Source organism: Streptomyces sp. NPDC020958, from assembly GCF_055562175.1.
Genome location: NZ_JBVHFU010000003.1, coordinates 220,299 through 242,915, shown reverse-complemented (window position 1 = coordinate 242,915; position 22,617 = coordinate 220,299). Strand labels below are relative to the sequence as shown.

At 72.9% G+C, this 22,617-nt stretch carries 20 protein-coding genes; 8 read left to right on the top strand and 12 right to left on the bottom strand.

What is annotated here, in order from left to right; all coding sequences use genetic code 11:
- Nucleotides 1-87: 87 nt before the first annotated feature.
- Together argF and ACZ3KP_RS11390 are read right to left on the bottom strand one after the other, a co-directional pair.
- The gene (gene argF, locus ACZ3KP_RS11395; protein WP_467498433.1) at nt 88-1,104 is read right to left on the bottom strand and encodes an ornithine carbamoyltransferase; all 1,017 of its coding nucleotides are present in this window, start codon (nt 1,102-1,104) and stop codon (nt 88-90) included.
- A gap of 100 nt (nt 1,105-1,204) precedes the next feature.
- On the bottom strand, nt 1,205-2,428 hold the full coding sequence (locus ACZ3KP_RS11390) for an arginine deiminase (protein WP_467498431.1): 1,224 nt from the start codon (nt 2,426-2,428) through the stop codon (nt 1,205-1,207).
- 149 nt (nt 2,429-2,577) lie between these two features.
- On the opposite strand from ACZ3KP_RS11390, the gene ACZ3KP_RS11385 reads away from it, so the two are divergent.
- Both ACZ3KP_RS11385 and ACZ3KP_RS11380 read left to right on the top strand, forming a co-directional pair.
- On the top strand, nt 2,578-3,648 hold the full coding sequence (locus ACZ3KP_RS11385; protein ID WP_467498429.1) for an SPFH domain-containing protein: 1,071 nt from the start codon (nt 2,578-2,580) through the stop codon (nt 3,646-3,648).
- 85 nt (nt 3,649-3,733) lie between these two features.
- Nucleotides 3,734-4,627, top strand: a complete 894-nt coding sequence (locus ACZ3KP_RS11380) for an NAD(+)/NADH kinase (protein ID WP_467498427.1) — start codon at nt 3,734-3,736, stop codon at nt 4,625-4,627.
- A 5-nt stretch (nt 4,628-4,632) separates the two neighbouring features.
- Here the strand turns inward: ACZ3KP_RS11380 and ACZ3KP_RS11375 are convergent, their stop codons facing one another.
- From ACZ3KP_RS11375 to ACZ3KP_RS11360, 4 genes are all read right to left on the bottom strand, one after another.
- Entirely contained in the window at nt 4,633-7,179 is a 2,547-nt protein-coding gene (locus tag ACZ3KP_RS11375) for a polynucleotide kinase-phosphatase (protein ID WP_467498425.1), read from the bottom strand.
- Nucleotides 7,176-8,636: a 3' terminal RNA ribose 2'-O-methyltransferase Hen1 gene (locus tag ACZ3KP_RS11370; RefSeq protein ID WP_467498423.1), complete on the bottom strand. Its 1,461-nt coding sequence runs from the start codon at nt 8,634-8,636 to the stop codon at nt 7,176-7,178. The genes ACZ3KP_RS11375 and ACZ3KP_RS11370 overlap by 4 nt, the downstream gene beginning before the upstream one ends.
- A gap of 110 nt (nt 8,637-8,746) precedes the next feature.
- Complete coding sequence (locus ACZ3KP_RS11365; protein ID WP_467498421.1) at nt 8,747-9,673, bottom strand: DUF4232 domain-containing protein; 927 nt, start codon at nt 9,671-9,673, stop codon at nt 8,747-8,749.
- A 101-nt stretch (nt 9,674-9,774) separates the two neighbouring features.
- On the bottom strand, nt 9,775-10,698 hold the full coding sequence (locus ACZ3KP_RS11360; protein WP_467498420.1) for an LLM class F420-dependent oxidoreductase: 924 nt from the start codon (nt 10,696-10,698) through the stop codon (nt 9,775-9,777).
- Between the two features lie 236 nt (nt 10,699-10,934).
- On the opposite strand from ACZ3KP_RS11360, the gene ACZ3KP_RS11355 reads away from it, so the two are divergent.
- The gene (locus tag ACZ3KP_RS11355; RefSeq protein WP_467499279.1) at nt 10,935-11,114 is read left to right on the top strand and encodes a hypothetical protein; all 180 of its coding nucleotides are present in this window, start codon (nt 10,935-10,937) and stop codon (nt 11,112-11,114) included.
- Here ACZ3KP_RS11355 and ACZ3KP_RS11350 read toward each other — a convergent pair.
- From ACZ3KP_RS11350 to ACZ3KP_RS11335, 4 genes are all read right to left on the bottom strand, one after another.
- Entirely contained in the window at nt 11,111-11,569 is a 459-nt protein-coding gene (locus tag ACZ3KP_RS11350; protein WP_358977817.1) for a DUF6099 family protein, read from the bottom strand. The genes ACZ3KP_RS11355 and ACZ3KP_RS11350 overlap by 4 nt on opposite strands.
- Before the next feature lie 185 nt (nt 11,570-11,754).
- On the bottom strand, nt 11,755-12,084 hold the full coding sequence (locus ACZ3KP_RS11345) for a nucleotide pyrophosphohydrolase (RefSeq protein ID WP_358977819.1): 330 nt from the start codon (nt 12,082-12,084) through the stop codon (nt 11,755-11,757).
- A complete protein-coding gene (locus ACZ3KP_RS11340; RefSeq protein WP_467498417.1) occupies nt 12,081-13,334 on the bottom strand; it encodes an AAA family ATPase in 1,254 nt (417 codons plus the stop codon). The genes ACZ3KP_RS11345 and ACZ3KP_RS11340 overlap by 4 nt, the downstream gene beginning before the upstream one ends.
- A 154-nt stretch (nt 13,335-13,488) precedes the next feature.
- Complete coding sequence (locus tag ACZ3KP_RS11335) at nt 13,489-13,878, bottom strand: cell division protein SepF (protein WP_132892245.1); 390 nt, start codon at nt 13,876-13,878, stop codon at nt 13,489-13,491.
- 240 nt (nt 13,879-14,118) lie between these two features.
- Between ACZ3KP_RS11335 and ACZ3KP_RS11330 the strand changes: the two genes are divergently transcribed.
- Nucleotides 14,119-15,870, top strand: coding sequence for a hypothetical protein (locus ACZ3KP_RS11330; RefSeq protein WP_467498415.1), 1,752 nt, complete (start codon nt 14,119-14,121; stop codon nt 15,868-15,870).
- Here ACZ3KP_RS11330 and ACZ3KP_RS11325 read toward each other — a convergent pair.
- Nucleotides 15,867-16,382, bottom strand: a complete 516-nt coding sequence (locus tag ACZ3KP_RS11325) for a YceI family protein (protein ID WP_467498413.1) — start codon at nt 16,380-16,382, stop codon at nt 15,867-15,869. The genes ACZ3KP_RS11330 and ACZ3KP_RS11325 overlap by 4 nt on opposite strands.
- Before the next feature lie 91 nt (nt 16,383-16,473).
- Here ACZ3KP_RS11325 and ACZ3KP_RS11320 point away from each other — a divergent pair, with 91 nt between their 5' ends.
- The 4 genes from ACZ3KP_RS11320 to meaB are packed head-to-tail and all read left to right on the top strand — an operon-like array spanning nt 16,474 to nt 22,031.
- On the top strand, nt 16,474-17,100 hold the full coding sequence (locus ACZ3KP_RS11320) for a MarR family winged helix-turn-helix transcriptional regulator (protein ID WP_467498411.1): 627 nt from the start codon (nt 16,474-16,476) through the stop codon (nt 17,098-17,100).
- Nucleotides 17,084-18,889 (top strand): methylmalonyl-CoA mutase family protein, encoded by a 1,806-nt coding sequence (locus ACZ3KP_RS11315; RefSeq protein WP_467498409.1) that lies wholly within the window; start codon nt 17,084-17,086, stop codon nt 18,887-18,889. Before ACZ3KP_RS11320 ends, ACZ3KP_RS11315 begins: the two co-directional genes overlap by 17 nt.
- Nucleotides 18,889-21,048 carry a methylmalonyl-CoA mutase gene (gene scpA, locus ACZ3KP_RS11310; protein WP_467498407.1) on the top strand — a complete coding sequence of 720 codons (2,160 nt, stop codon included), beginning with the start codon at nt 18,889-18,891 and terminating at the stop codon, nt 21,046-21,048. Before ACZ3KP_RS11315 ends, scpA begins: the two co-directional genes overlap by 1 nt.
- A complete protein-coding gene (gene meaB, locus ACZ3KP_RS11305; protein ID WP_360560736.1) occupies nt 21,045-22,031 on the top strand; it encodes a methylmalonyl Co-A mutase-associated GTPase MeaB in 987 nt (328 codons plus the stop codon). Before scpA ends, meaB begins: the two co-directional genes overlap by 4 nt.
- Here the strand turns inward: meaB and ACZ3KP_RS11300 are convergent.
- Nucleotides 22,019-22,594: a sigma-70 family RNA polymerase sigma factor gene (locus tag ACZ3KP_RS11300; protein WP_467498405.1), complete on the bottom strand. Its 576-nt coding sequence runs from the start codon at nt 22,592-22,594 to the stop codon at nt 22,019-22,021. The two genes, meaB and ACZ3KP_RS11300, sit on opposite strands and share 13 nt — an antisense overlap.
- Nucleotides 22,595-22,617 lie beyond the last annotated feature (23 nt).

Below are 22,617 nucleotides of genomic sequence, written 5' to 3'. Positions count from 1 at the left end.
GGTGGTGCGGACGTCCTTCTTGGGGACGCGGTGGCGGCATCGGCAGGGGTGGCGCCGGGCCGCCGGAAAGAATAGGGCCTTATCGCGCTACCGGGCGCGGGCGAGTGTGGCCACCAGGACCGCCTTGATGGTGTGCATCCGGTTCTCGGCCTCGTCGAAGACGACCGAGTACTCGGACTCGAACACCTCGTCGGTGACCTCCAGCTCGGTCAGTCCGTGCCGCTCGTGGATCTCGCGGCCGACGTCGGTGCCGAGGTCGTGGAAGGCCGGCAGGCAGTGCAGGAACCTGACGTCGGGGTTGCCGGTGGCGCGCAGCACGTCCATGGTCACGGCGTAGGGGCCGAGCAGCGCGATCCGCTCGTCCCACACCTCCTTGGGCTCCCCCATCGACACCCAGACGTCGGTGGCGACGAAGTCGGCGTCGAGCACCCCGTCCTTCACGTCGTCGGTGAGCGTGATCCGGGCGCCGGAGGCGGTGGCCAGCTGCTGGGCCAGCTCGACGATGGTCTCGTCCGGCCACAGCACCCGGGGCGCGACGATCCGGACGTCCATGCCGAGCAGGGCTCCGGTGACGAGATAGGAGTTGCCCATGTTGTAGCGGGCGTCGCCGAGGTAGGCGAAGGTGATCTCGGCGAGCGGCTTGTCGGTGTGCTCGGTCATGGTGAGCACGTCGGCGAGCATCTGGGTGGGGTGCCACTCGTCGGTGAGACCGTTGTAGACGGGGACCCCGGCGAACGCGGCGAGCTCCTCCACGACGCCCTGGCCGTGGCCGCGGTACTCGATCGCGTCGAACATGCGGCCGAGGACCCGTGCGGTGTCCTTCACCGACTCCTTGTGACCGATCTGCGAGCCGGACGGGTCGAGGTAGGTGGTGACGGCGCCCTGGTCGGCGGCGGCGACCTCGAAGGCGCAGCGGGTGCGGGTGGAGGTCTTCTCGAAGACCAGCGCGATGTTCCTGCCGCGCAGGTACTGGATCTCGGTCCCGGCCTTCTTCGCCGCCTTCAGCTCGGCGGCCAGCTCGACCAGCCCGCGGAACTCCTCCTGGGTGAAGTCCAGCTCCTTGAGGAAGTGGCGGCCGGCGAGGGCGGTCGGGACAGTCGCCATGGGGGCGCTCCAGCGGTAGGGGTCGACTTCGGGGACGATGGAAGTCTATACGATATTCCACATTTCTATACAGCGACCCTCCCCTCACGCATGCGGTACCTCACACCGGGTCCCGCTGGACCGGACAGCTCATGCAGCGGGGGCCGCCCCTGCCCCGGCCCAGCTCGCTGCCCGGGATCTCTATCACCTCGATGCCCTGTTTGCGCAGGTGGGTGTTGGTGGTGGAGTTGCGCTCGTAGGCGACCACGACACCCGGTTCGACGGCGAGCACGTTGCAGCCGTCGTCCCACTGCTCGCGCTCGGCCGCGTGCACGTCCTGGGTGGCGGTCAGGACCCGGATCTCGCTCAGGCCGAGGGCGGCGGCGATCGCCCGGTGCATGTGCTCCGGCGGATGGTCGGTGACCTTGAGCTCGTTGTCGCCGGCGCCCGGTTCGATGGTGTACGAGCGGAGCATGCCGAGCCCGGCGTACTGGGTGAAGGTGTCGCCGTCGACCATCGTCATCACGGTGTCGAGATGCATGAAGGCACGCCGCTTCGGCATGTCCAGGGCCACGATGGACCGCGCGGAGCCCGCCGCGAACAGCTTGTGCGCGAGCATCTCGACGGCCTGTGGGGTGGTGCGCTCGCTCATGCCGATGAGCACCGCGCCGTTGCCGATCACCAGGACGTCCCCGCCCTCGATGGTGGACGGGTAGGCGGCCTGCCCCTCCGACCAGACGTGGAACGGCTCGGCGCGGAACAGCGGGTGGTGCCGGTAGATCGCCTCGAAGTGCACGGTCTCGCGCTGCCGGGCGGGCCAGCGCATCGCGTTGATGGAGACCCCGTCGTAGACCCAGGCGGAGGTGTCACGGGTGAAGAGGTGGTTGGGGAGCGGTTCGAGGAGGAAGTCGTCGAGGTCCATGGCGTGGAAGCGGACCGAGGTCGGCTCCTCGTGCGCGTCCAGGAACTCCCGCTTGGTCATGCCGCCGACCAGCGCCTCGGCCAGTTCCTGCGCGGGCAGCGTCTCGAAGGCGGCGCGCAGGTGGTCGGTGGCGAGCGGGCCGTACTCCTTCTCGTCGAAGACCCGGTCCAGGACCAGGCCGCGGGCGGCCGGGACGTCCAGGGTCTCGGTGAGCAGGTCGCCGAAGAGGTGGACGGCGACCCCGCGGTCGCGCAGCACGTCGGCGAAGCCGTCGTGCTCCACCCGGGCCCGGCGCACCCAGAGGACGTCGTCGAAGAGGAGGGCGTCCTTGTTGCTCGGGGTGAGCCTTTTGAGCTCCAGATCCGGCCGGTGCAGGATGACGCGGCGCAGCCGCCCGGTCTCGGAGTCGACGTGGAATCCCATGACTCCATCCTGACCACCGGAGGCCGGGTTCACCCCCGCCTCGACCGTTTCCCCGCCCTCTTGTTCTCGCCGCCCTCTTATTCTCGTCCCCTTGACGACAAACGGAACCAAGATTATGGTCATGATGACTCTAAAGCGAGGGGGGCCTCATGGCCGACATCACCCGGCGCCTGGGCTGGCGCCATCTGCGCGGGGCTCCGACGGCGCACGTCAGACACCACCACGCCGGGAAGCTGACGCACGAGGGAGCGGGGCTGAGCTTCTGGTTCCGGCCGCTGGCCGCCGCGATCTCCGAGGTGCCGGTCGACGACCGCGAGCTGGCGATGACCTTCCACGCCCGTACGGCCGACTTCCAGGACGTGGCGGTCCAGGCGACGGTCACGTACCGCATCGGCGACCCGGCGGTGGCCGCCGCCCGCCTCGACTTCTCCCTCGACCCGGACACCGGCGTCTGGCGCGGCACCCCGCTGGAGCAGCTGGGCACGCTGCTCACCGAGACGGCCCAGCAGCACGCGCTCGCCGTGCTGGCCCGTACCGCGCTGGCCGAGGCGCTGGTCGACGGGGTGGCGGCGGTGCGGGAGCGGATCGCGGCCGGGCTGGCCGCGGAGCCCCGCCTGCCGGCTACCGGGATCGAGGTGGTGGCCGTGCGGGTGATGGCGCTGCGGCCCGAGCCGGAGGTGGAGCGGGCGCTGCGCACCCCGGCCCGTGAGCAGATCCAGCAGGAGGCCGACCGGGCGACCTACGAGCGGCGGGCGGTGGCCGTCGAACGGGAGCGCGCGATCGCCGAGAACGAGCTGGCCAGCCAGATCGAACTGGCCCGCCGCGAGGAGCAGTTGGTCGAGCAGCGAGGCACCAACGCCCGCCGCGAGGCGGAAGAGCACGCGGCGGCGGACGCGGTCCGCGCGGAGGCGGAGGCCACGCGGTCGGTACGGCTCGCGGAGGCCGAGGCGGCGCGGTCCCTGAAGCTGGGTGAGGCGGAGGCGGCGCGGGCGGTCACGCTCGCGCGGGCCGAGGCCGCCGCGGCACGGGAGGTCGGTGAGGCGCGCGCTGCCGCGCAGGCGGCGTGGCTGCGGGTGCACGGCGAGGTGGACGTGGCCACGCTGCACGCCCTCACCGGCACCCGGCTCGCCGAGAACCTGCCGCGCATCGACAGCGTGACCGTCTCCCCGGACGTCCTGACGGGTCTGCTGGCGAAGCTGGGTTCAACGGACCAAGCATGAACACGCCCCCCAGCCCCCCGTCCGGACACCGCACGACACCTCCGCCTCCGGCCGCCCGGCCCCACCGGCTCGTGGAGGTGGGGTCGTGAGTCTCGCGCCGCGGGCCGTGGTCGTGCATCGCACCACGGAGTACGAGGAGTTGCTGGCCCGGCACGGCACGCACGGGCAGGCCGCCTTCTTCCTGGCCTCCCGGGGCCGGGACATCGCGGAGGTCTCCGCACGACACCGCCGGGCCCGCCGGGCGCTCGCCGAGGTCACCTCGGCGATCCCGCTGGCCTGGCGCCGCACCCAGGTCGAACGGGCCGATCTGGACCGCTTCCTGTTCGCGCCCGAGGACGTGGTCGTGGTGGTCGGCCAGGACGGACTGGTCGCGAACGTGGCCAAGTACCTGGACGGCCAGCCGGTGGTCGGCATCGACACCGATCCCGGCCGCAACCCCGGGGTCCTGGTACGGCACCGGCCGGAGCAGGCGTCCGTGCTGCTGCCCGCCGTCGGGAGCACGCACGCCGACGAGCTGACGATGGTCGAGGCGGTCGCCGACGACACCCAGCGGCTCGTGGCGCTCAACGAGATCTACCTCGGTACCGCCGGTCACCAGACCGCCCGATACCGCCTGGGCCTCGAGGACGACGGGGGTGCCGTCGAGGCCCAGGCCTCCTCCGGGGTGCTGGTGGGCACCGGCACCGGGGCCACCGGCTGGCTGCGCTCCCTGTGGCAGGAGCGCGGCGCCCGGTCGGCCCTGCCCGCACCCACCGAGGACCGCCTGCTCTGGTTCGTCAGGGAGGCCTGGCCGTCGCCGGCGACCGGCACCTCCCTGGTCGCCGGCGAGCTGACCGCCTCCGCGACCCTGACCCTCACGGTCGAGTCGGACCGCCTGATCGCCTTCGGCGACGGCATCGAGACCGACGCCCTGGAGCTGACCTGGGGCCAGACGGTCCGCGTCGGCGCCTCCCGCCGCCGCCTGCGGCTGGTCGGCTGACCCCTTCACAGCCGGGGGTCGACCGGCTCCGACTCCAGGGCCAGCACCCCGAACACCGCCTCGTGCACCCGCCACAGCGGCTCGCCGTCCGCGAGGCGGTCCAGGGCCTCCAGACCCAGGGCGTACTCACGGACCGCCAGGGACCGCTTGTGGTTGAGGAACCGCTTGCGCAGCCGCGTGAGGTTGTCGGCGCGGGTGTACTCGGGGCCGTAGATGATCCTCAGGTACTCGCGGCCCCGGCACTTGATGCCGGGCTGGACCAGCCGGCCGTCCGGGCCCCGTACGACCGCGCCGACCGGCTTGACGACCATGCCCTCGCCGCCCCGGCCGGTCATCTCCAGCCACCAGTCGACGCCCGCGCGGACCGACTCCGGGTCGCCGGTGTCGACGTACAGCCGGCGGGTGGTCCTCAGCAGACCGCTCGGGTCGTGCTCCACCAGCCGGTCCAGGAGGGCGAGCTGCTCGTCGTGCGGGAGCGCGGCGAGGCTGCGGCCCTGGACCGCGAGGAGTTGGAAGGGGGCCAGCCGCACCCCGTCCAGTCCTTCCGTGGTCCAGCAGTAGCGGCGGTACGCGTCGGTGAACGCGTTCGCGTACGCGGCGCGTTCCCGCTGCCGGGCGAGCAGCCCGGTCACGTCGACGCCACGCTCCACCGCGCTCTGCAGGGCGGCCAGCGCGCTCGGGAACACCGCGCCGGAGGCGGCGCCCACGGCCGCGTACTGGGTGCGCAGCAGACCGCCGGCCTTGAGCGACCAGGGCAGCAGCTCCGCGTCCAGCAGGATCCAGTCGGTGGCGAGCTCGTCCCAGAGGCCGGCCGCGTCGACCGCGGCCCGGATCCGCCCGAGGACCTCCTCGGTCACCGTCTCGTCGTCGAAGAACGGGCGTCCGGTACGGGTGTAGAGGGAGCCGGTGGGGCCGGGAGCGACACCGAAGCGCCGGTGCGCGACCTCGGCGTCCCGGCACACCAGCGCCACCGCCCGCGAGCCCATGTGCTTCTCCTCGCACACCACCCGGGCGACGCCGTCCCGCGCGTACTGCGCGAACGCCTCCACCGGGTGCTCCAGGTAGCCGTCGAGGTGACTGGTGGCGGTCGGAGCCATGGTCGGCGGCAGGTAGGGCAGCAGACGCGGGTCGACCGCGAAGCGGCTCATCACCTCCAGGGCCGCCGCCGCGTTCTCCTCGCGGACCGCGATCCGGCCCTGGTGCCGGGTCTCGACCGTCCGGCGGCCGTGCACGTCCGCGAGGTCCAGCGGCCGTCCGTCCGCGCCGCCGGGCGCCTCGGGGCGCAGCGGCCGGGCCGGTTCGTACCAGACCCGTTCGGCCGGGACGTCCACCAGCTCCCGCTCCGGCCACCGCAGCGCGGTCAGCCGGCCGCCGAAGACCGCGCCGGTGTCCACGCAGATGGTGTTGTTCAGCCAGGTCGCCTCCGGGACCGGGGTGTGACCGTAGACGACGGCGGCCCGGCCCCGGTAGTCCTCGGCCCACGGGTAGCGCACCGGCAGGCCGAACTCGTCGGTCTCGCCGGTGGTGTCGCCGTACAGCGCGTGCGAGCGGACCCGGCCGGAGGTGCGGCCGTGGTACTTCTCGGGCAGCCCGGCGTGGCAGACGACCAGCCGGCCGCCGTCGAGCACGTAGTGGCTGACGAGCCCGTCGACGAACGCGCGCACCTGCGCCCGGAACTCCTCCGGCTCCCCGGCCATCTGCTCGACGGTCTCGGCGAGTCCGTGGGTGTGCTGGACCTTGCGGCCCCTGAGGTACCGCCCGAACTTGTTCTCGTGGTTGCCGGACACGCACAGGGCGTCGCCCGACCCGACCATGGACATCACCCGGCGCAGCACGCCGGGGCTGTCCGGGCCGCGGTCGACCAGGTCGCCGACGAAGACCGCGGTACGGCCCTCGGGGTGCACGCCGTCCTGGTAACCCAACTTGGCCAGCAGGGACTCCAGTTCGTGGGCGCAGCCGTGGATGTCGCCGACGATGTCGAAGGGGCCGGTGAGGTGGGTCAGGTCGTTGTAGCGCTTCTCGGTGACGACGGTGGCCGACTCGATCTCCTCGGCACCGCGCAGGATGTGCACCTTGCGGAAGCCCTCGCGCTCCAGGTGCCGTATCGAGCGCCTCAGTTCGCGGATGTGCCGCTGCACGACCCGGCGCGGCATGTCGGCGCGGTCGGCGCGGGCCGCGTTGCGCTCGGCGCACACCTCCTCGGGCACGTCGAGCACGATGGCGATCGGCAGCACGTCGAACCGCTTGGCCAGGTCGATCAGCTGACGCCGGGAGTCCTGCTGCACGCTGGTCGCGTCCACGACCGTGCGGCGGCCGGCGGCCAGCCGCTTGCCCGCGATGTAGTGCAGGACGTCGAAGGCGTCCCCGCTCGCGCTCTGGTCGTTCTCGTCGTCGCTGACCAGCCCCCGGCAGAAGTCGGAGGAGATCACCTCGGTCGGCTTGAAGTGGCGGCGCGCGAAGGTGGACTTGCCGGAGCCGGAGGCGCCGACGAGGACGACCAGGGAGAGGTCGGTGACGGGGAGGACCCGTCCGGTGCTTTGTGTCTCGGTCATGCTGCCTTCGCCTCCTTCGCGGCGGACGTGAACGTGGCCATCTGGGTGGGCGGGCCGACCTCTGGGTCGTCCGGGCCCACGGGGGTGAACTCCACGTCGTAGCCGTGGCGTTCGGCGACCTGCCGCGCCCAGGAGCGGAACTCGGCGCGGGTCCACTCGAAGCGGTGGTCACCGTGTCTGCGGTGTCCGGCGGGGAGCGTCTCCCAGCGGACGTTGTACTCGACGTTCGGGGTGGTCACGAGGACCGTGCGCGGGCGGGCGGCGCCGAACACCGCGTACTCCAGGGCGGGCAGCCGGGGCAGGTCGAGGTGCTCGATCACCTCGCTGAGCACGGCGGCGTCGTATCCCTTGAGCCGTCTGTCGGTGTAGGCGAGCGAGCCCTGCAGGAGCCTGACCCGGGCAGCCTGCCGCTCCCCCATGCGGTCCAGCTTCAGCCGCCGGGAGGCGATGGACAGGGCCCGTATCGACACGTCGACACCGACGACCTCGGTGAACGACGCGTCCTTCAGCAGCGCCTGCACCAACTGGCCCTGGCCGCAGCCGAGGTCGAGGACCCGGGCGGCGCCGGCGCGCTTCAGCGCGGTGAGGATCGCCTCGCGCCGCTGCGCGGCGAGCGGGGTCGGCTTCTCCTCGGTCTCCGTCTCCTCCTCGACCGCGTTGTCGATGTCCTCGACCTCGCTGTCGTCGGTCTCGGCGAGCCGCACCAGTTCCAGCCGTTCCATCGCCTGCCGGGTCAGCGACCAGCGGCGGGAGAGGTAACGGCTGGTGATGAGCCGCTGCTCGGGGTGGCCGGGCAGCCAGCCCTCGCCGGCCCGCAGCAGCTTGTCGACCTCCTCGGAGGTCACCCAGTAGTGCTTGGCGTCGTCGAGGACCGGGAGCAGGACGTAGAGGTGGCGCAGTGCCGCGGAGAGGGTCAGGGTCTCCGACTCCAGGACCAGCCCGACGTAGCGGGAGTCACCCCACTCGGGGAACGCGCCGTCCAGGGCGACCGGTTCGGCGGTGACGGTCCAGCCGAGCGGCTCGAAGAGGCGCCGTACCAGGTCGGGGCCGCCCCGGGCGGGCAGTGCGGGGACCTCCACGCGCAACGGCCTCGGCTGCGCGGGGGCCTCGGGGAGGGCGCGGCACACGCCGCGCAGCGCGCTGGAGAAGACGTTGCCGATCGCCACCGCGAGCAGCGAGGAGGCCGCGTACGGGCGGTCGTTGACGTACTGCGCGAGCGCCGCGTCGGGTGCTCCGCCGCGTCCCTTGCCCTTGCCGCGCCGGATCAGCGCGACCGCGTCGACCTCCAGCAGCAGCGCCGCCGTGCAGCGCTCGGCGTCCGCCTCCGGGTAGAAGACGTGCGCGACGCCGTAGGAGGTCGAGAACTGCTGCGCGCTGTCGGGATGCTTGTGCAGCAGGTACCCGAGGTCGGTCGCGGGACGTACGGGGGTGCCGGTGGTGGTGATCGTCAGGAACACGGTGGGTCGCCTCGGAAAGGGTCGGAAAGAGCGCGAAAGCGCTGGTCGTGCGCTTGTTCGCGGCTCCAACGTACCTAGGATCCCGGTACGGGACCCGGGATTTTTCCCCGCTACCGGTCGGCCGGTACCCAGGCACCGACGCCGAGTCGTCCCGTGGTGCCGAGGTCCAGGTCCGGGGTGACCGTCACGGGTGCGGCGCCCGGCCCGGCCAGGACGCGGACGTAGGGGACGGTCACCGGGGTGCCCGCCAGTGTCGTGTTGCGCCAGACCAGGCCGGAGCGGGCGGCCTGGCCGGGCTTGAGGGTGAAGGGGGCGGGCGGGTCGTCGTAACCGGTTCCGGAGGCGATGGCGGCGCCGCCGTGCAGGATGCGGACGCCGGGGACGGGCTCGCGGTTCTCGTCCAGGAGGCTCAGCCGCGGATAGCCGTCGAGCGCGTGGTCCCTCTTCCCGCAGTTCTCCAGGTGGAGTCCGACGACCCGCAGGCCCATCGCGGCGTCGCCGTCGTCGGCCCACAGCCGCAGACCGGAGGCCGGGCAGGCGCCCGTGCGGGCCGGTGCCTCGGCGGCGGGCACCCTGCTGACCTTCTCGATCTTCACCCTGGTCACCGGGGAGGCGCCGGGGGCGAGCACGCCGAGGTCGACTGTGCCGCTCCTGCTGCCGCCGGGAGCGACCCCGCTCACGGTCACCTCCCTGTGGTCCATCACCCCGCCGGTGTCCGTCGTGAAGGCGAAGAGCACGGTGTAGGTCATGGCCTCGTCGCCGTCGTTGCTGACCTGGTAGGCGGCGGAGACGCCGGAGTCGCCGGGCAGCCGGTCCGGGTGGACCGGGCCGAGGGTGGCCGACGGGGTCGGGGAGGCGGACGGGAGGGTGACCGAGGTGATCCGGACGCCGTCCACCGGGGGGTCGGTGACGGGGGCGCGGGGTGCCGGGACGGCCGCTCCGGCACCCCGGTCCTGGTCCGGGTGGTCCGCGCCGCACGCCGTGGCGAGGAGCAGGGCGGCGGCGGGGGCGAAGAGGCGAGTGCGGGAGCTGCGCATCCGGCCACCCCATCAGGGCGAACCCCGGGGCGACTGTGGCGGAGGCCATACCTCCGGTCACAGCCGTGTCACAGCCGGCCGGATGCGCGGGTCCGTACCGGTTACGACAGCTGGGACTGGACCTGGGCGGAGATCAGCTCCAGGTGGTCCAGGTCGGAGAGGTCGAGGATCTGGAGGTACATCCGGCGGGAGCCGACCTCGGCGTAGCGGCCGATCTTGTCGACGACCTCGGCGGGGGTGCCGGCCAGGCCGTTCGTCCTCAGCTCGTCGACCTCGCGGCCGATCGCGGCGGCACGGCGGGCGACCTCCTGGTCGTCCTTGCCCACGCAGACCACGAGGGCGTTGGAGAGCACCACCTCGTCGCCCTTGCGGCCGGCGGTCTCGACGGCGGTGCGCACCCGGCCGAACTGGGCCTTGCTGTCCTCGACCGAGGCGAACGGCATGTTGAACTCGTCGGCGTACCTGGCGGTCAGCCGGGGCGTGCGGGTGGCGCCGTGCCCGCCGATCAGCACCGGGATCCTGGCCTGGGCGGGCTTGGGCAGCGCGGGCGAGCCGGTGAGGTCGTAGTACGTGCCGTGGAAGTCGAAGGTCTCGCCGACCCGGGTCTTCCACAGGCCGGTGACGATCGCGAGCTGCTCCTCCAGGCGGCCGAACTTCTCCTTCGGGAAGGGGATGCCGTACGCCTTGTGCTCCTCCTCGAACCAGCCCGCGCCGAGACCCAGTTCGACCCGGCCGCCGGACATCTGGTCGACCTGGGCGACCTGGATGGCGAGGACTCCGGGCAGGCGGAAGGTTCCTGCGGTCATGAGGGTGCCGAGCCGGATCCGCTTGGTCTCCCGGGCGAGCCCGGCGAGCGTGATCCAGGCGTCGGTGGGACCGGGCAGGCCGTCGCCGTCGCCCATCCTCAGATAGTGGTCGGAGCGGAAGAAGGCGTCGAAACCGAGGTCCTCGGTGGCCTTGGCGACGGTGAGGAGGGTGTCGTAGCTCGCGCCCTGCTGGGGCTCGGTGAAGATGCGAAGGTCCATGCGTCCATCCTGCACGGCCCCGGCCCCGGCGACCGCATCGGCACCACCCGCCGCGCCTGCCCCCTCGGGTGCATGGCGTCAACCTGGGTCGTCGGTCGTCGACATGGCCGGTGACCGGCACGTTCGGTGATCGTTGAGCGAGGGGAGCCGGACCGCCCGGCACCCGTGCCGGACGGCCTTCGCCGTCGCGCGTGGTCGTGGCCCGTCGACGCGGGCCGGGGGCCGAGGAGGCCGTCTTGTCCTTGTCCGAAGAGTCCGTTCCACCGCCGGGCGGCCGGTCCGGTCGACCGGAGGGGCTGCTCCAGCAGATGGAGGAACTCATGGCCGCCCTGAACGCCGGCCTGTCCGCGCTGGACGCGGATCTCCAGCGGGCCCCGGAGACCGAGGCCGCCCCGGGCCGGGAGAGCGCGGGCTAACCGTCGCGGACCTCCTCGCGGGCCGCGAGTTTGCGGAGCATCTCCAGGACCCGGTCGCGGGACTCGTCGGCCGCGTCGATGGCCTCCATGCACTGCCAGTACGTCGTCTCGTCGGCCGCGGCGCTGGCCATGCCGACCAGCGCGATGCCGGTCTCGGCGAGCAGGGCGCCGAGGGAGAGCAGCGTCACGCGGGCGTCGTCCAGTTCGGTGAGCTGGGCGGCGCGCAGGGTGCCGGGGTCCAGGTCGGGGGTGGTGAGGACGCCGCAGCCGCGGCCCGCCAGCTCGGTCAGGCCGAGGGCCTCGCCGCGCAGTTCGGGCGGCCCCGAGACGGCCAGCCGGCTGCCGATCGCCTGGGCCAGGGCCTGGGCCTGCCACACCTCGGTCATCAGTTCCGCCACGCCCGCGCCGTGCGCCAGCGCCCGTCTGCTCGCCATGATGAGCCGCGTCGCGTCCATCCGTCGCCCCGTCCCCGTCGGTCCGAACTGCCTTGCCGCACTCAGTAGTTCACTACCCAGAGTGAGAGTGCGCGAGACGTGAAGCCAGAGGAAGGCGGAAATCTGTGGACAACAATTCGGATTCGGGCGAGATTTTGGTTACCGAGCGTCAACCATGCGTCCGGTTCACCGGGGCCGACGGGGTGTCAGGCGGGCGGGAACCGGTTCTCGTTGCGGTCGATCTTGGCGGCCAGCGCGGCCAGCGGGTCGATGTCCAGGACGTCGCAGAGCTGGAGCAGATAGGACAGGACGTCGGCGACCTCGTCCGTGACCCGGTGCGCGGTGCCGGGATCGGCCATCACCCGGGACGACTCCTCCGGGGTCAACCACTGGAAGATCTCGACCAGTTCGGAGGCCTCCACACTGAGGGCGGCCACCAGGTTCTTGGGGGTGTGGTACTGCCGCCAGTCGCGGGCGGCGGCGAAATCGGCCAGTCGGCGCTGGAGTTTCGCCACGTCGAGGGGTTCGTCGGTCACGCGTCCAGGTGTACCACTGTGATCGCCCCCGCTCCGTCCGCCCACGACGCGTCGCCGACCGCACCGACGAAGCGGATGTGCCCGCGTTCGCCCATCAGGACCGCCGTGCTGAGGAGTTCGGTGCGCTGGCGGGGGTCGAGGCAGCGGTCGAAGCCGTCGGCGAGGACGGTGAGTCCGCGCATGGCGTCGGGGACCTCGCCGGGGGCGTCGACCTCGAGGACGCCGGGGCCGGTGAAGAGGACCAGGGCGAGCGCGAGATAGCGCAGTTCGCCGTCGCCGAGCCGCGCCAGCTCCGTACGGTGGCCGTCGCCGCGGTCGAGCAGCGCCCGTACCGTGCCGTCGCCGAGCAGCTCGGCCACCAGGTCGGTCACCGGTCCCGCGCACCCGGTGCGCACGGCGTCGACGAGAAGCCCGTGCCGTCGGCCGCATTCGGCGCGGGTGCGCCACAGGACGTCGGCGAGGTTGTCGCAGCCGCGCAGCAGCCGGCCGGAGCCGGTGAGGACCGGGGTGCGCATGCTCTCGGGCCGCGGGTCGCAGGGGAACACCGACCGCAGGGCGACGACCATCTGCTCGGCGGCGGCGAGGACCCGCCGCTGACCGTCCGTCTTGCCGGCGACGCGCAGCGGCAGCAGCGCGGTGCCGAGGCGGTCGTCGGGCAGCGGGGCCCTGGTCACCGGTGCGGTGCCCGCGGTGTGCCACGCGGCCTGCACGGACCGGCGGCCCGGGTCCCGCAGGGCGGTCTCCAGGAGGACCAGCCCCCCGGCGGTCAGCCGCTCCCCCACGACGCGCAGTTCCGGCTCGGCCTGTACGGCGACGTCGAGCCGCACCGGTCCCTCGGCGCCGTCGGCCGTACAGCCGATCCGGAACCCGCGGCGGTGCTGCGCGTCGGGCCGGGCCCGCTCGGGTACGAGCGCGCCGGGATCCGGGAACACCTCGGCGAGCGCGGCGCCGCCGCCGAGCCGTGCGAGCGCCTCGTAGGCCGCGAGCACCGTGCTCTTCCCGCTTCCGCTGGGCCCGGCGAGAAGGGTGACCCGCCCGACCGGAAAGGCGGCGCCGCGGTGCCGGGCGAAGGCGGAGAGCCGCAGTTCGGTGACGCGGGGACGGGGGTCGCGGCGGAGGGGGGCGGCCGGGGGGCCGGAGGGCCCGGGAAGCCGGGAAAGCGCCGAGGAACCGGGGGAACGACGGAGATCAGCGGCGTCGGGAGAGCCGGGCGGCGGGGCGGAGGCGGAGGGGGCGGAGGGGGCGGCCATATGCGGACCGTAGGACTCCGCCCGTCAGCCGAACCGTTCCGCCCACCGCCCCTTCCTCCGATCGAGCGACACCGGACAGAGCCACCCGAGCACGCACCGCCGACAGCGGCACCCCGTCGGTGGAACCGCCCGCCGCCCCCCTCTCCCCCGCCCCTCAGCCGCCGGAGGCGCCCGCGTCCTGCATCAGGCCGCTCACCTCGGTGCCGGGCGGGGTGAGGAGGAACACGTTGCGGTCCACCCGGTGCATCCCGCTGGCCAGGCCGAAGACCACGCCCGTGCTGAAGTCGAGGACGCGCTTGGCGACCTCCGTCTCCGCACTGGTCAGGTCGAGCAGGACGGGTATCCCGGCCATCAGTGTCTCCGCGACCTCACGGGCGTCGGCGAAGATGTTGACCCGCAGGACGACGAATCGGCGCCGCGTCTCGGTCTCCGCGTCCGGCAGCGCGCGATGGTCCACGGCCGACGGCCAGGCGTCCCGGCCCCGTAGCGGCACCACCTGGGCGAGCCCCTCCCACTGTTCATCGGTGACGTCGTAACGGCTCACCGGCTCCCCCTGACCTGACTCGCACCCATTGCATGCACCAGCCAATTCTTACGCCAAGTCACCCGTTCGGCCCAACAGCGACACGAAGCGCGAACGAATGGGCAGGCCACACCGGACCAGAAGGTGGATTTTCGTACCATCACCCTGATTGTGGTGCATTGGAGGCTTCTTACCGGCCTCACACCGGACTCTTCACCTCTGGCGACGCCCCGTTCACCGCCCGCGATTACCGTCCGGTGCGTGCACTTGGCAGAATCTCAGCAGGTGGCACCCGGCCGGCGGACACAGTCGGCGGTGTCCGCCGCTCCGGGGGACACCGGTGCCCCCGCCCACTGGCACCGCGTCCTCACCCTCCTCGCCGACATCGGCCTCTTCATCGGCACCCGGTCGATCTGGACCCAGGCCGCGACGCACCATCTGGTCCTGGCCGCCCTGATCTCCCTGTGCTACGTCTCGATCCTGGTCACCGGGGTGCTGACGCTGACGGTCCGCAGGACCCGCTCGCTGGCCCGCCTCGACCTGCTGGTCCTGGTCACGGCGGTGGTCCTCGCCCTGTGCGGCTGGGCGCTCAACCACGCCGGCGGCGACGAGGGCGCCCTCACCACCCAGGCCGCCAGGGAACTGGTCGCCGGCCACGCGGTCTACGGGCGGCCCTGGCCCTGGCTGTTCCACGGCACGGGCATCGCGCTGACGCCGACGACGAGCGGCGGTTACGACTACACGTACGGTTACCCCCCGCTGGCACCGCTGCTCACCGCCCCGCTGCTGTGGCTCGGCCACCAGGGCGCCCCGGCGACTGCGGCGTGCACGGGCGCCCTGATCGCCGGCACGATCGCGCTGTGGCGGCTGCTCCCGGTGCCGTGGCGGTCCGCGGCGACGCTGTGCTGCCTGGGCTTCGGCCTCCTGACGGGGTACGCCCGGGTCGGCTACCCGGCGGTCGTCGCGCTGGCCCTGCTGGTCCCGGTGGCGGTGCGCTGGCCCCGGATCGGGCGGGGCGGCCGGCTGGGCGCGTCCGGGATCGCCCGGGCCGCGTGCCTCGGCGCCGCCTGCGCGGCCCAGCAACTGCCGTGGTTCGTCGCCCCGTTCCTGCTGGCCGGGATCTACGCGGTGCGGCGCGGTGAGCTGGGCGGCCGGGCCGCCGCCGGGGTGGTGCTGCGGGTCGCCGGGGTGGCCGTGACGGTGTGGCTGCTGATCAACGCGTACTTCATCGTGTCCGAGCCGGCCCGCTGGCTGCGCGGGATCGCGCTGCCCCTGATCCAAGGCGCCGTGGTGCACGGCCAGGGTCTGGTCGACATCTCGCTGTACTACACGAACGGCAGCGACCGGCTCGACTGGTACTCGTACGCGAGCCTGCTGCTCGCGGCGGCCCTGCTCGCCCTGTTCGTGCTCTTCGTGCGGCGGCTCGGCCCGGCCGCGACCGTCCTGCCGTGGCTGGCCTTCTTCCTCGCGACCCGCTCCCAGGACGGCTACTACCTGCTGATGACCCCGCTGTGGGTGGCGGCGGCGGTGACCGCTCCCCTGACGGAGTTCGAGCGGGCCTGGCAGCCGCGCCCGGCCGTGCTGACGGGCTCCCGCCGCCGCCCCGCGCTGGTCGTCGCGGTCGCGCTGCTGCTCGTCCCGGCGCTGGGGAGCGCGGCGCTCGCGGTGACCGGCGGGCCGCCGCTGCGGATGGAGATCACCTCGCTGCGGCGGGTGAAGCACCACGACGCGGTGGTCAGGTCGATGACGCTGAAGGTGGTCAACACCGGAAGCGTGCCGCTCACCCCGCACTACACACTCACCACCGGTCAGGGCATGAGCATGTACTGGCTGCTGGTGCGGGGGCCGGCGACGATCCCCGGGCACGGCACGGCGAGCGTCGAACTGCGACCGGCGAACGGCCGGTTCGACATCCCCGCCAGGCCGAGCACCCGGATCCGGCTGCGCGCCTTCACCGCGGACCCGCAGACGCTGTCCAGTCAGGACGTGAAGCTGCGCAGGACGGCGGGTTAGGCCGCCGCTCGCGTGAAGCGCAGGGTGGCGGTCACCGTGGTCGGGCCGCCCATCATGCGCAGCTGGTTGAAGGTGACGCCGAACTCCTCGCGGATCACCTGGAACTCGGTCTCCAGCGTCAGCCCCTCGGCATCGGCCGCGACCAGCTTCGCGGTGACCTGCTGGGGGCGGCTGATGCCGCGGACGGTCAGCCGGCCGTCGACCCGCACCGTGTCACCCTCGCCCCGCTCGGCCCCGCGCACCGCGAAGGTGATCTCCGGGTGGTTGCCGACGTCGAGGAAGTCGGCCGAGCGCAGGTGGTCGTCGCGCTTCTTGTTCCTGGTGTCCAGCGAGGCCGCGTCGATGACCAGGGTGCCGGCCGCGGTGCCGTCGGGGGCCACCTCGCCCCGGCCGCTGACGCCGGTGAAAGTGCCCTTGACGGTGACCAGACCCCAGATGCTCTTGTGCCGGAAGGCCACGGCGGAGGCGGTCGGGTCGAGCTGCCAGAGGCCGGTTTCCACGCTGACGGTCATGGCCGTGCTCCGATCGATCGTGATGTTCAAATTTGGATGACTGACACGCTAGCCCACTATCCAAATTTGGACAACGGGTAGGATCGATGTCATGGCCGCATTCCAGGAACACCCCGTCGAGCTGCCCGAATGTCCGTCCCTGGCGGGCGGCGGTCTGCTCCCGGCCGAGCTGCGCGCCTGGATGGTGCTGCTGGCCGCGACGGGCGCGGCGGAGCAGCGGCTGCGGTCGGTGGTGAAGGACTCGCTCGACGTCTCGCACGACGAGTTCCTGATCCTGTGCCTGCTGGCCGAGCAGCCGCACGAGGGCCTGCGCATGACGCGCGTCGCCGAGCTGCTGGGCCGCCCCAAGACCCGCCTCACCTACCAGATCGCCTGCCTCCAGCACGCCGGCCTGGTCACCCGCAGGTCCGTCTGCGGCGACAAGCGGGGCATCGAGGTCGCCCTCACCGACAAGGGCCGCCGGCAGCTCCAGGAGGCCTCCGCCGACCTCGCGGAGACGGTCCGCGACGCCGTCGGGCACGTCATCGGCCCTGAGCAGCGCGAGGCGCTGTGCGCCCTGGCCCCCGGCCTCGCGAACGAGCCAGACCGACCCTCCGAATCAGGCCACTTCCCCCCGCGAGGCCCAGGTCACAGCGACGGCGAGGGCAAGGTCACAGCCGTGCCGCCGGGCCCGTCCGGGCAGTCTGCCCTAGCATCCGAGCATGACGGTCCTGCCTGACGACGGGCTCTCCCTGGCCGCCGAGTTCCCTGACGCGACGCACGAGCAGTGGCAACGCCTGGTCGAGGGCGTGCTGCGCAAGTCGGGCAAGGAAGTCTCGGGCGAGGCAGCCGAGGACGCCCTGTCCACCACGCTGGAGGACGGGCTGCGCACCCGCCCCCTCTACACCGCGCGCGACACCGCGCCCGACCCCGGCCTGCCCGGCTTTCCCCCCTACGTGCGCGGCGGCCGCCCCGAGGGGAGTGCCGCGGGCGGCTGGGACATACGGCAGCGGCACGCGGTGGCTCCCGACGGCGCGGTCCTGGCCGACCTGGAGAACGGCGTCACCTCGCTGTGGCTGCTCGTGGGCCGGGGCGGCATCCCGGTGTCCGGCCTCGCCCACGCCCTCGACGGTGTCCACCTCGACCTGGCCCCGGTGGTCCTGGACGCGGGCCGCGACACCGAGGCGGCGGCGGCCGAGCTGCTGCGGCTGTACGACGCGAAGGGCGTCGCCGCCGAGGCGGTACGCGGCAATCTGGGCGCCGACCCGCTCGGGTACGAGGCGCGTACGGGTGAGCCCCTGGACTTCGCCCCCGTCGCCGCGCTCGCCCGGCGCACCGCCGAGGAGTTCCCGGGTCTGCGGGCGCTGACGGTGGACGCGCTGCCGTACCACGAGGCGGGCGGCTCGGCCGCGCAGGAGCTGGGCGCCTCGCTGGCCACCGGCGTCGCCTACCTGAGAGAGCTGACCGAGGCCGGCCTCGGTGTCGACCGGGCCCTCCGGCAGCTCGAGTTCCGGTACGCGGCGACCGCGGACCAGTTCCTGACGATCGCCAAGCTGCGCGCCGCGCGCCGGCTGTGGGCGCGGGTCGCCGAGGTCAGCGGCGCGGCCGACGCGGGCGCCCAGGTACAGCACGCGGTCACCTCGCCGGTGATGATGAGCCGCCGCGACCCGTGGGTGAACATGCTGCGCACCACGATCGCGACGCTGGCCGCCGGGGTGGGCGGCGCCGACTCCGTGACCGTGCTGCCGTTCGACCACGCGATCGGCCTGCCCGACGCGTTCGCCCGGCGCATCGCCCGCAACACCTCCACGATCCTCGTCGAGGAGTCGCACCTGGCCCGGGTGATCGACCCCGCGGGCGGCTCCTGGTACGTCGAGCGGCTCACCGACGAACTCGCCCACGCGGGCTGGGAGTTCTTCCGGACGATCGAGCGCGACGGCGGCCAGGCGGCGGTGCTGCGCTCGGGCCGGCTGCGCACCGACCTGGCGGCCACCTGGGCGCAGCGCTCCAAGAAGCTCGCCAAGCGGCGCGAACCCATCACCGGCGTCAGTGAGTTCCCGCTGCTCGCCGAGAAGCCGGTGGAGCGCGAGCCGGCGCCCGAGCCGCCGTCGGGCGGCCTGCCCCGGGTCCGCAGGGACGAGGCGTACGAGGAGCTGCGGGCCCGCTCCGACGCCCATCTCGCGGCGACCGGCGCCCGCCCCCGGGTCTACCTCGCCACGCTCGGTTCCGCCGCCGAGTACACCGGCCGGGCGACCTTCGCCTCGAACCTCTTCCAGGCGGGCGGCATCGAGCCGGTGACCGGGGGGAGCTTCGAGGAGAGCGGCGCCGACGAGGCCGTGCTCTGCTCCAGCGACGACCGGTACGCCGAGCAGGCCGAGTCCGCCGCCCGGTCGCTGAAGGCGGCCGGGGCCCGGCACGTCTTCCTCGCGGGCCGCGGCGGGTACGCGGGCGTCGACTCGTACGTCTTCGCGGGCTGCGACGCCGTGGCCGTGCTGTCCGAGACCCTCGACCGCATGGGAGTGTCCTGATGGGAATCCCCGACTTCTCCGGCATCGAGCTGGGCACCCCCGTCACCGAGGGCAGCGCCGACCAGTGGCGGGCGGCCGGCGGTGACCTGCCGGTGTGGGAGACCCCGGAGGGCATCGGGGTCAAGCCGCTGTACACCGGACGCGACCTGGAGGGCCTGGACTTCCTGGGCACCTACCCGGGCATCGCGCCGTACCTGCGCGGCCCCTACCCGACGATGTACGTCAACCAGCCGTGGACCATCCGCCAGTACGCGGGCTTCTCCACCGCCGAGGAGTCCAACGCGTTCTACCGGCGCAACCTGGCGGCCGGCCAGAAGGGCCTGTCGGTCGCCTTCGACCTGCCCACCCACCGGGGTTACGACAGCGACCACCCGCGCGTGACCGGTGACGTCGGCATGGCGGGCGTGGCCATCGACTCGATCCTCGACATGCGCCAGCTGTTCGACGGGATCCCGCTCGACCGGATGACCGTGTCGATGACGATGAACGGCGCGGTGCTGCCCGTGCTGGCGCTGTACATCGTGGCGGCGGAGGAGCAGGGCGTGCCGCCCGAGAAGCTGGCCGGGACCATCCAGAACGACATCCTCAAGGAGTTCATGGTCCGCAACACCTACATCTATCCGCCGAAGCCGTCGATGCGGATCATCTCCGACATCTTCGCCTACACCTCGCAGCGGATGCCCCGCTACAACTCGATCTCCATCTCCGGCTACCACATCCAGGAGGCGGGCGCGACGGCCGACCTGGAGCTGGCGTACACGCTCGCGGACGGCGTCGAGTACATCCGGGCCGGCCGGGAGGCGGGCCTGGACGTGGACGCGTTCGCGCCGCGGCTCTCCTTCTTCTGGGCGATCGGCATGAACTTCTTCATGGAGATCGCCAAGTTGCGGGCGGCCCGGCTGCTGTGGGCCAAGCTGGTCGCGCAGTTCGAGCCGAAGAACTCCAAGTCCCTCTCGCTGCGCACCCATTCGCAGACCTCGGGCTGGTCGCTGACCGCGCAGGACGTCTTCAACAACGTCACGCGTACGGCCGTGGAGGCGATGGCGGCGACCCAGGGGCACACCCAGTCGCTGCACACCAACGCCCTGGACGAGGCGCTGGCCCTGCCGACGGACTTCTCGGCGCGCATCGCCCGCAACACGCAGCTGCTCATCCAGCAGGAGTCGGGCACCACCCGGGTCATCGACCCGTGGGGCGGCAGCGCCTACGTCGAGCGGCTGACCTACGACCTCGCCCGCAAGGCCTGGGCGCACATCCAGGAGGTCGAGGCGGCGGGCGGCATGGCCAAGGCGATCGACGCGGGCATTCCCAAGCTGCGCATCGAGGAGGCGGCGGCCCGCACCCAGGCCCGGATCGACTCCGGGCGGCAGCCGGTGATCGGCGTCAACAAGTACCGGGTGGACAGCGACGAGGCGATCGAGGTCCTCAAGGTCGACAACTCCTCCGTACGCGCCCAGCAGATCGAGAAGCTGCGGCGGCTGCGCGCGGAGCGGGACGAGACGGCGTGCCGGGACGCGCTCGACGCGCTGACCCGGGCGGCCGACGGCGACGGCAACCTGCTGGAGCTGGCCGTGCGCGCGGCCCGCGCCAAGGCCACCGTCGGCGAGATCTCCGACGCCCTCGAGAAGGTGTACGGCCGGCACGCGAGCCAGATCCGTACGATCTCCGGTGTGTACCGCAACGAAGCAGGCGAGTCGCCGAACGTGGACCGCACCCGGGCCCTGGTCGACGCCTTCGACGAGGCCGAGGGGCGCCGCCCGCGCATCCTGGTCGCCAAGATGGGCCAGGACGGTCACGACCGCGGCCAGAAGGTGATCGCGACCGCCTTCGCCGACCTCGGCTTCGACGTCGACGTCGGCCCGCTGTTCCAGACCCCGGAGGAGGTCGCCCGCCAGGCGGTGGAGGCGGACGTCCACGTGGTCGGCGTGTCCTCGCTGGCGGCCGGTCACCTCACCCTCGTACCGGCGCTGCGTGAGAAGCTCGCCGAGGAGGGCCGGGGGGACATCATGATCGTGGTCGGCGGGGTCATCCCGCCGCAGGACGTGCCGACCCTCCTGGAGATGGGCGCCACGGCCGTGTTCCCGCCCGGGACGGTGATCCCGGACGCGGCCTACGACCTGGTGCGGCGGCTGTCGGCGGAACTCGGGCACGACCTGTGATCGATGTCGACGCCTATGTGAAGGGTGTGCTCGACCAGAAGCGCGCGGTCATCGCCCGCGCGATCACCCTCGTCGAGTCCACCCGGCCACAGCACCGGGCGCTGGCACAGGAGTTGCTCACCGAGCTGCTCCCGCACAGCGGCCGGGCCCGGCGCATCGGCGTCAGCGGGGTGCCGGGCGTGGGCAAGTCGACGTTCATCGACGCGTTCGGCACCCTGCTGACGGGGCTGGGACACCGGGTGGCGGTGCTCGCCGTGGACCCGTCGTCGACGCGGACCGGCGGCTCCATCCTCGGTGACAAGACGCGGATGGAGCGCCTCGCCGTCGACCCGAACGCCTTCGTCCGCCCCTCCCCCAGCGCGGGCACGCTCGGCGGAGTGGCGAAGGCGACCCGCGAGTCGATGGTGGTGATGGAGGCCGCCGGGTACGACGTGATCCTGGTCGAGACGGTCGGCGTCGGGCAGTCCGAGACGGCGGTCGCCGACATGGTGGACTCCTTCCTGCTGCTCAGCCTGGCCCGTACCGGCGACCAGCTCCAGGGCATCAAGAAGGGCGTCCTGGAACTCGCCGACGTGATCGCCGTCAACAAGGCGGACGGCCCCCACGAGCGCGACGCCCGGTCGGCCGCCCGGGAACTGGCGGGCGCGCTGCGGCTGATGCACGGCAAGGACGCGTTCTGGACCCCGCCGGTGCTCAGTTGCAGCGCCCGGGAGTCGACCGGCCTGGAACTGGTCTGGGAACGGCTGGAGCAGCACCGGGCGCTGCTCGACTCCACCGGGCGGCTCGCCGCCAAGCGCCGGGACCAGCAGGTGGGCTGGACCTGGTCGATGGTCCGCGACGAACTGCTGGGCCGGCTGCACGCGCACCCGGCGGTGCGCGCGGCCGCCCCCGGCCTCGAACAGCGGGTCAGGGACGGCTCGCTGACGGCGACGCTGGCCGCCGAGGAGATCCTCCGGGCGTTCGAGGGACCTCAGGACAGCTGATCCTGGAGCGCCTCCCGGGCCCGGGCGACCCGGGAGCGGACCGTGCCCACGGGGCAGTCGCTGACCTGGGCGGCCTCCGCGTACGGCAGTCCGAGCAGCTGGGTGAGGACGAACGCCTCCCGCCGCTCGGCGGGCAGCGCCGCCAGCAGGTCGAGCAGCGCGACCCCGTCCTCGAAACCGGGCAGCCCGTGCGGCTGGGCGCGCTCCACGGCGAGCTGCCAGTCGGGGACGTCCGCGGCGCGCGGGCGGGCGGCGGCGTAGCGGTGGCTGTCCACGACCGCCCGGCGGGCGATCGACAGCAGCCAGGACCGGGCCGAGCAACGGCCCTCGAACCGGTGCAGGCTGCCCAGCGCGCGCAGGAACGTGTCCTGCGCGAGGTCGTCGACCGCCTGCGGGTCGGCGCACAGATGGGCGACGAAACGGGTCACGTCACGGTGCAGGGCCCGTACGAAGGCGTCCACGGCGGCCGGGTCGCCGGAGCGGGCCGCGAGGGCCCAGGCCGTGACCGACGCGTCGCGTTGCGCGTCCGGCGCGGGGCGTGCGGGCAGGACGGAAGTGATCACTCGGTGTCCTCGGGAGAAAGGTG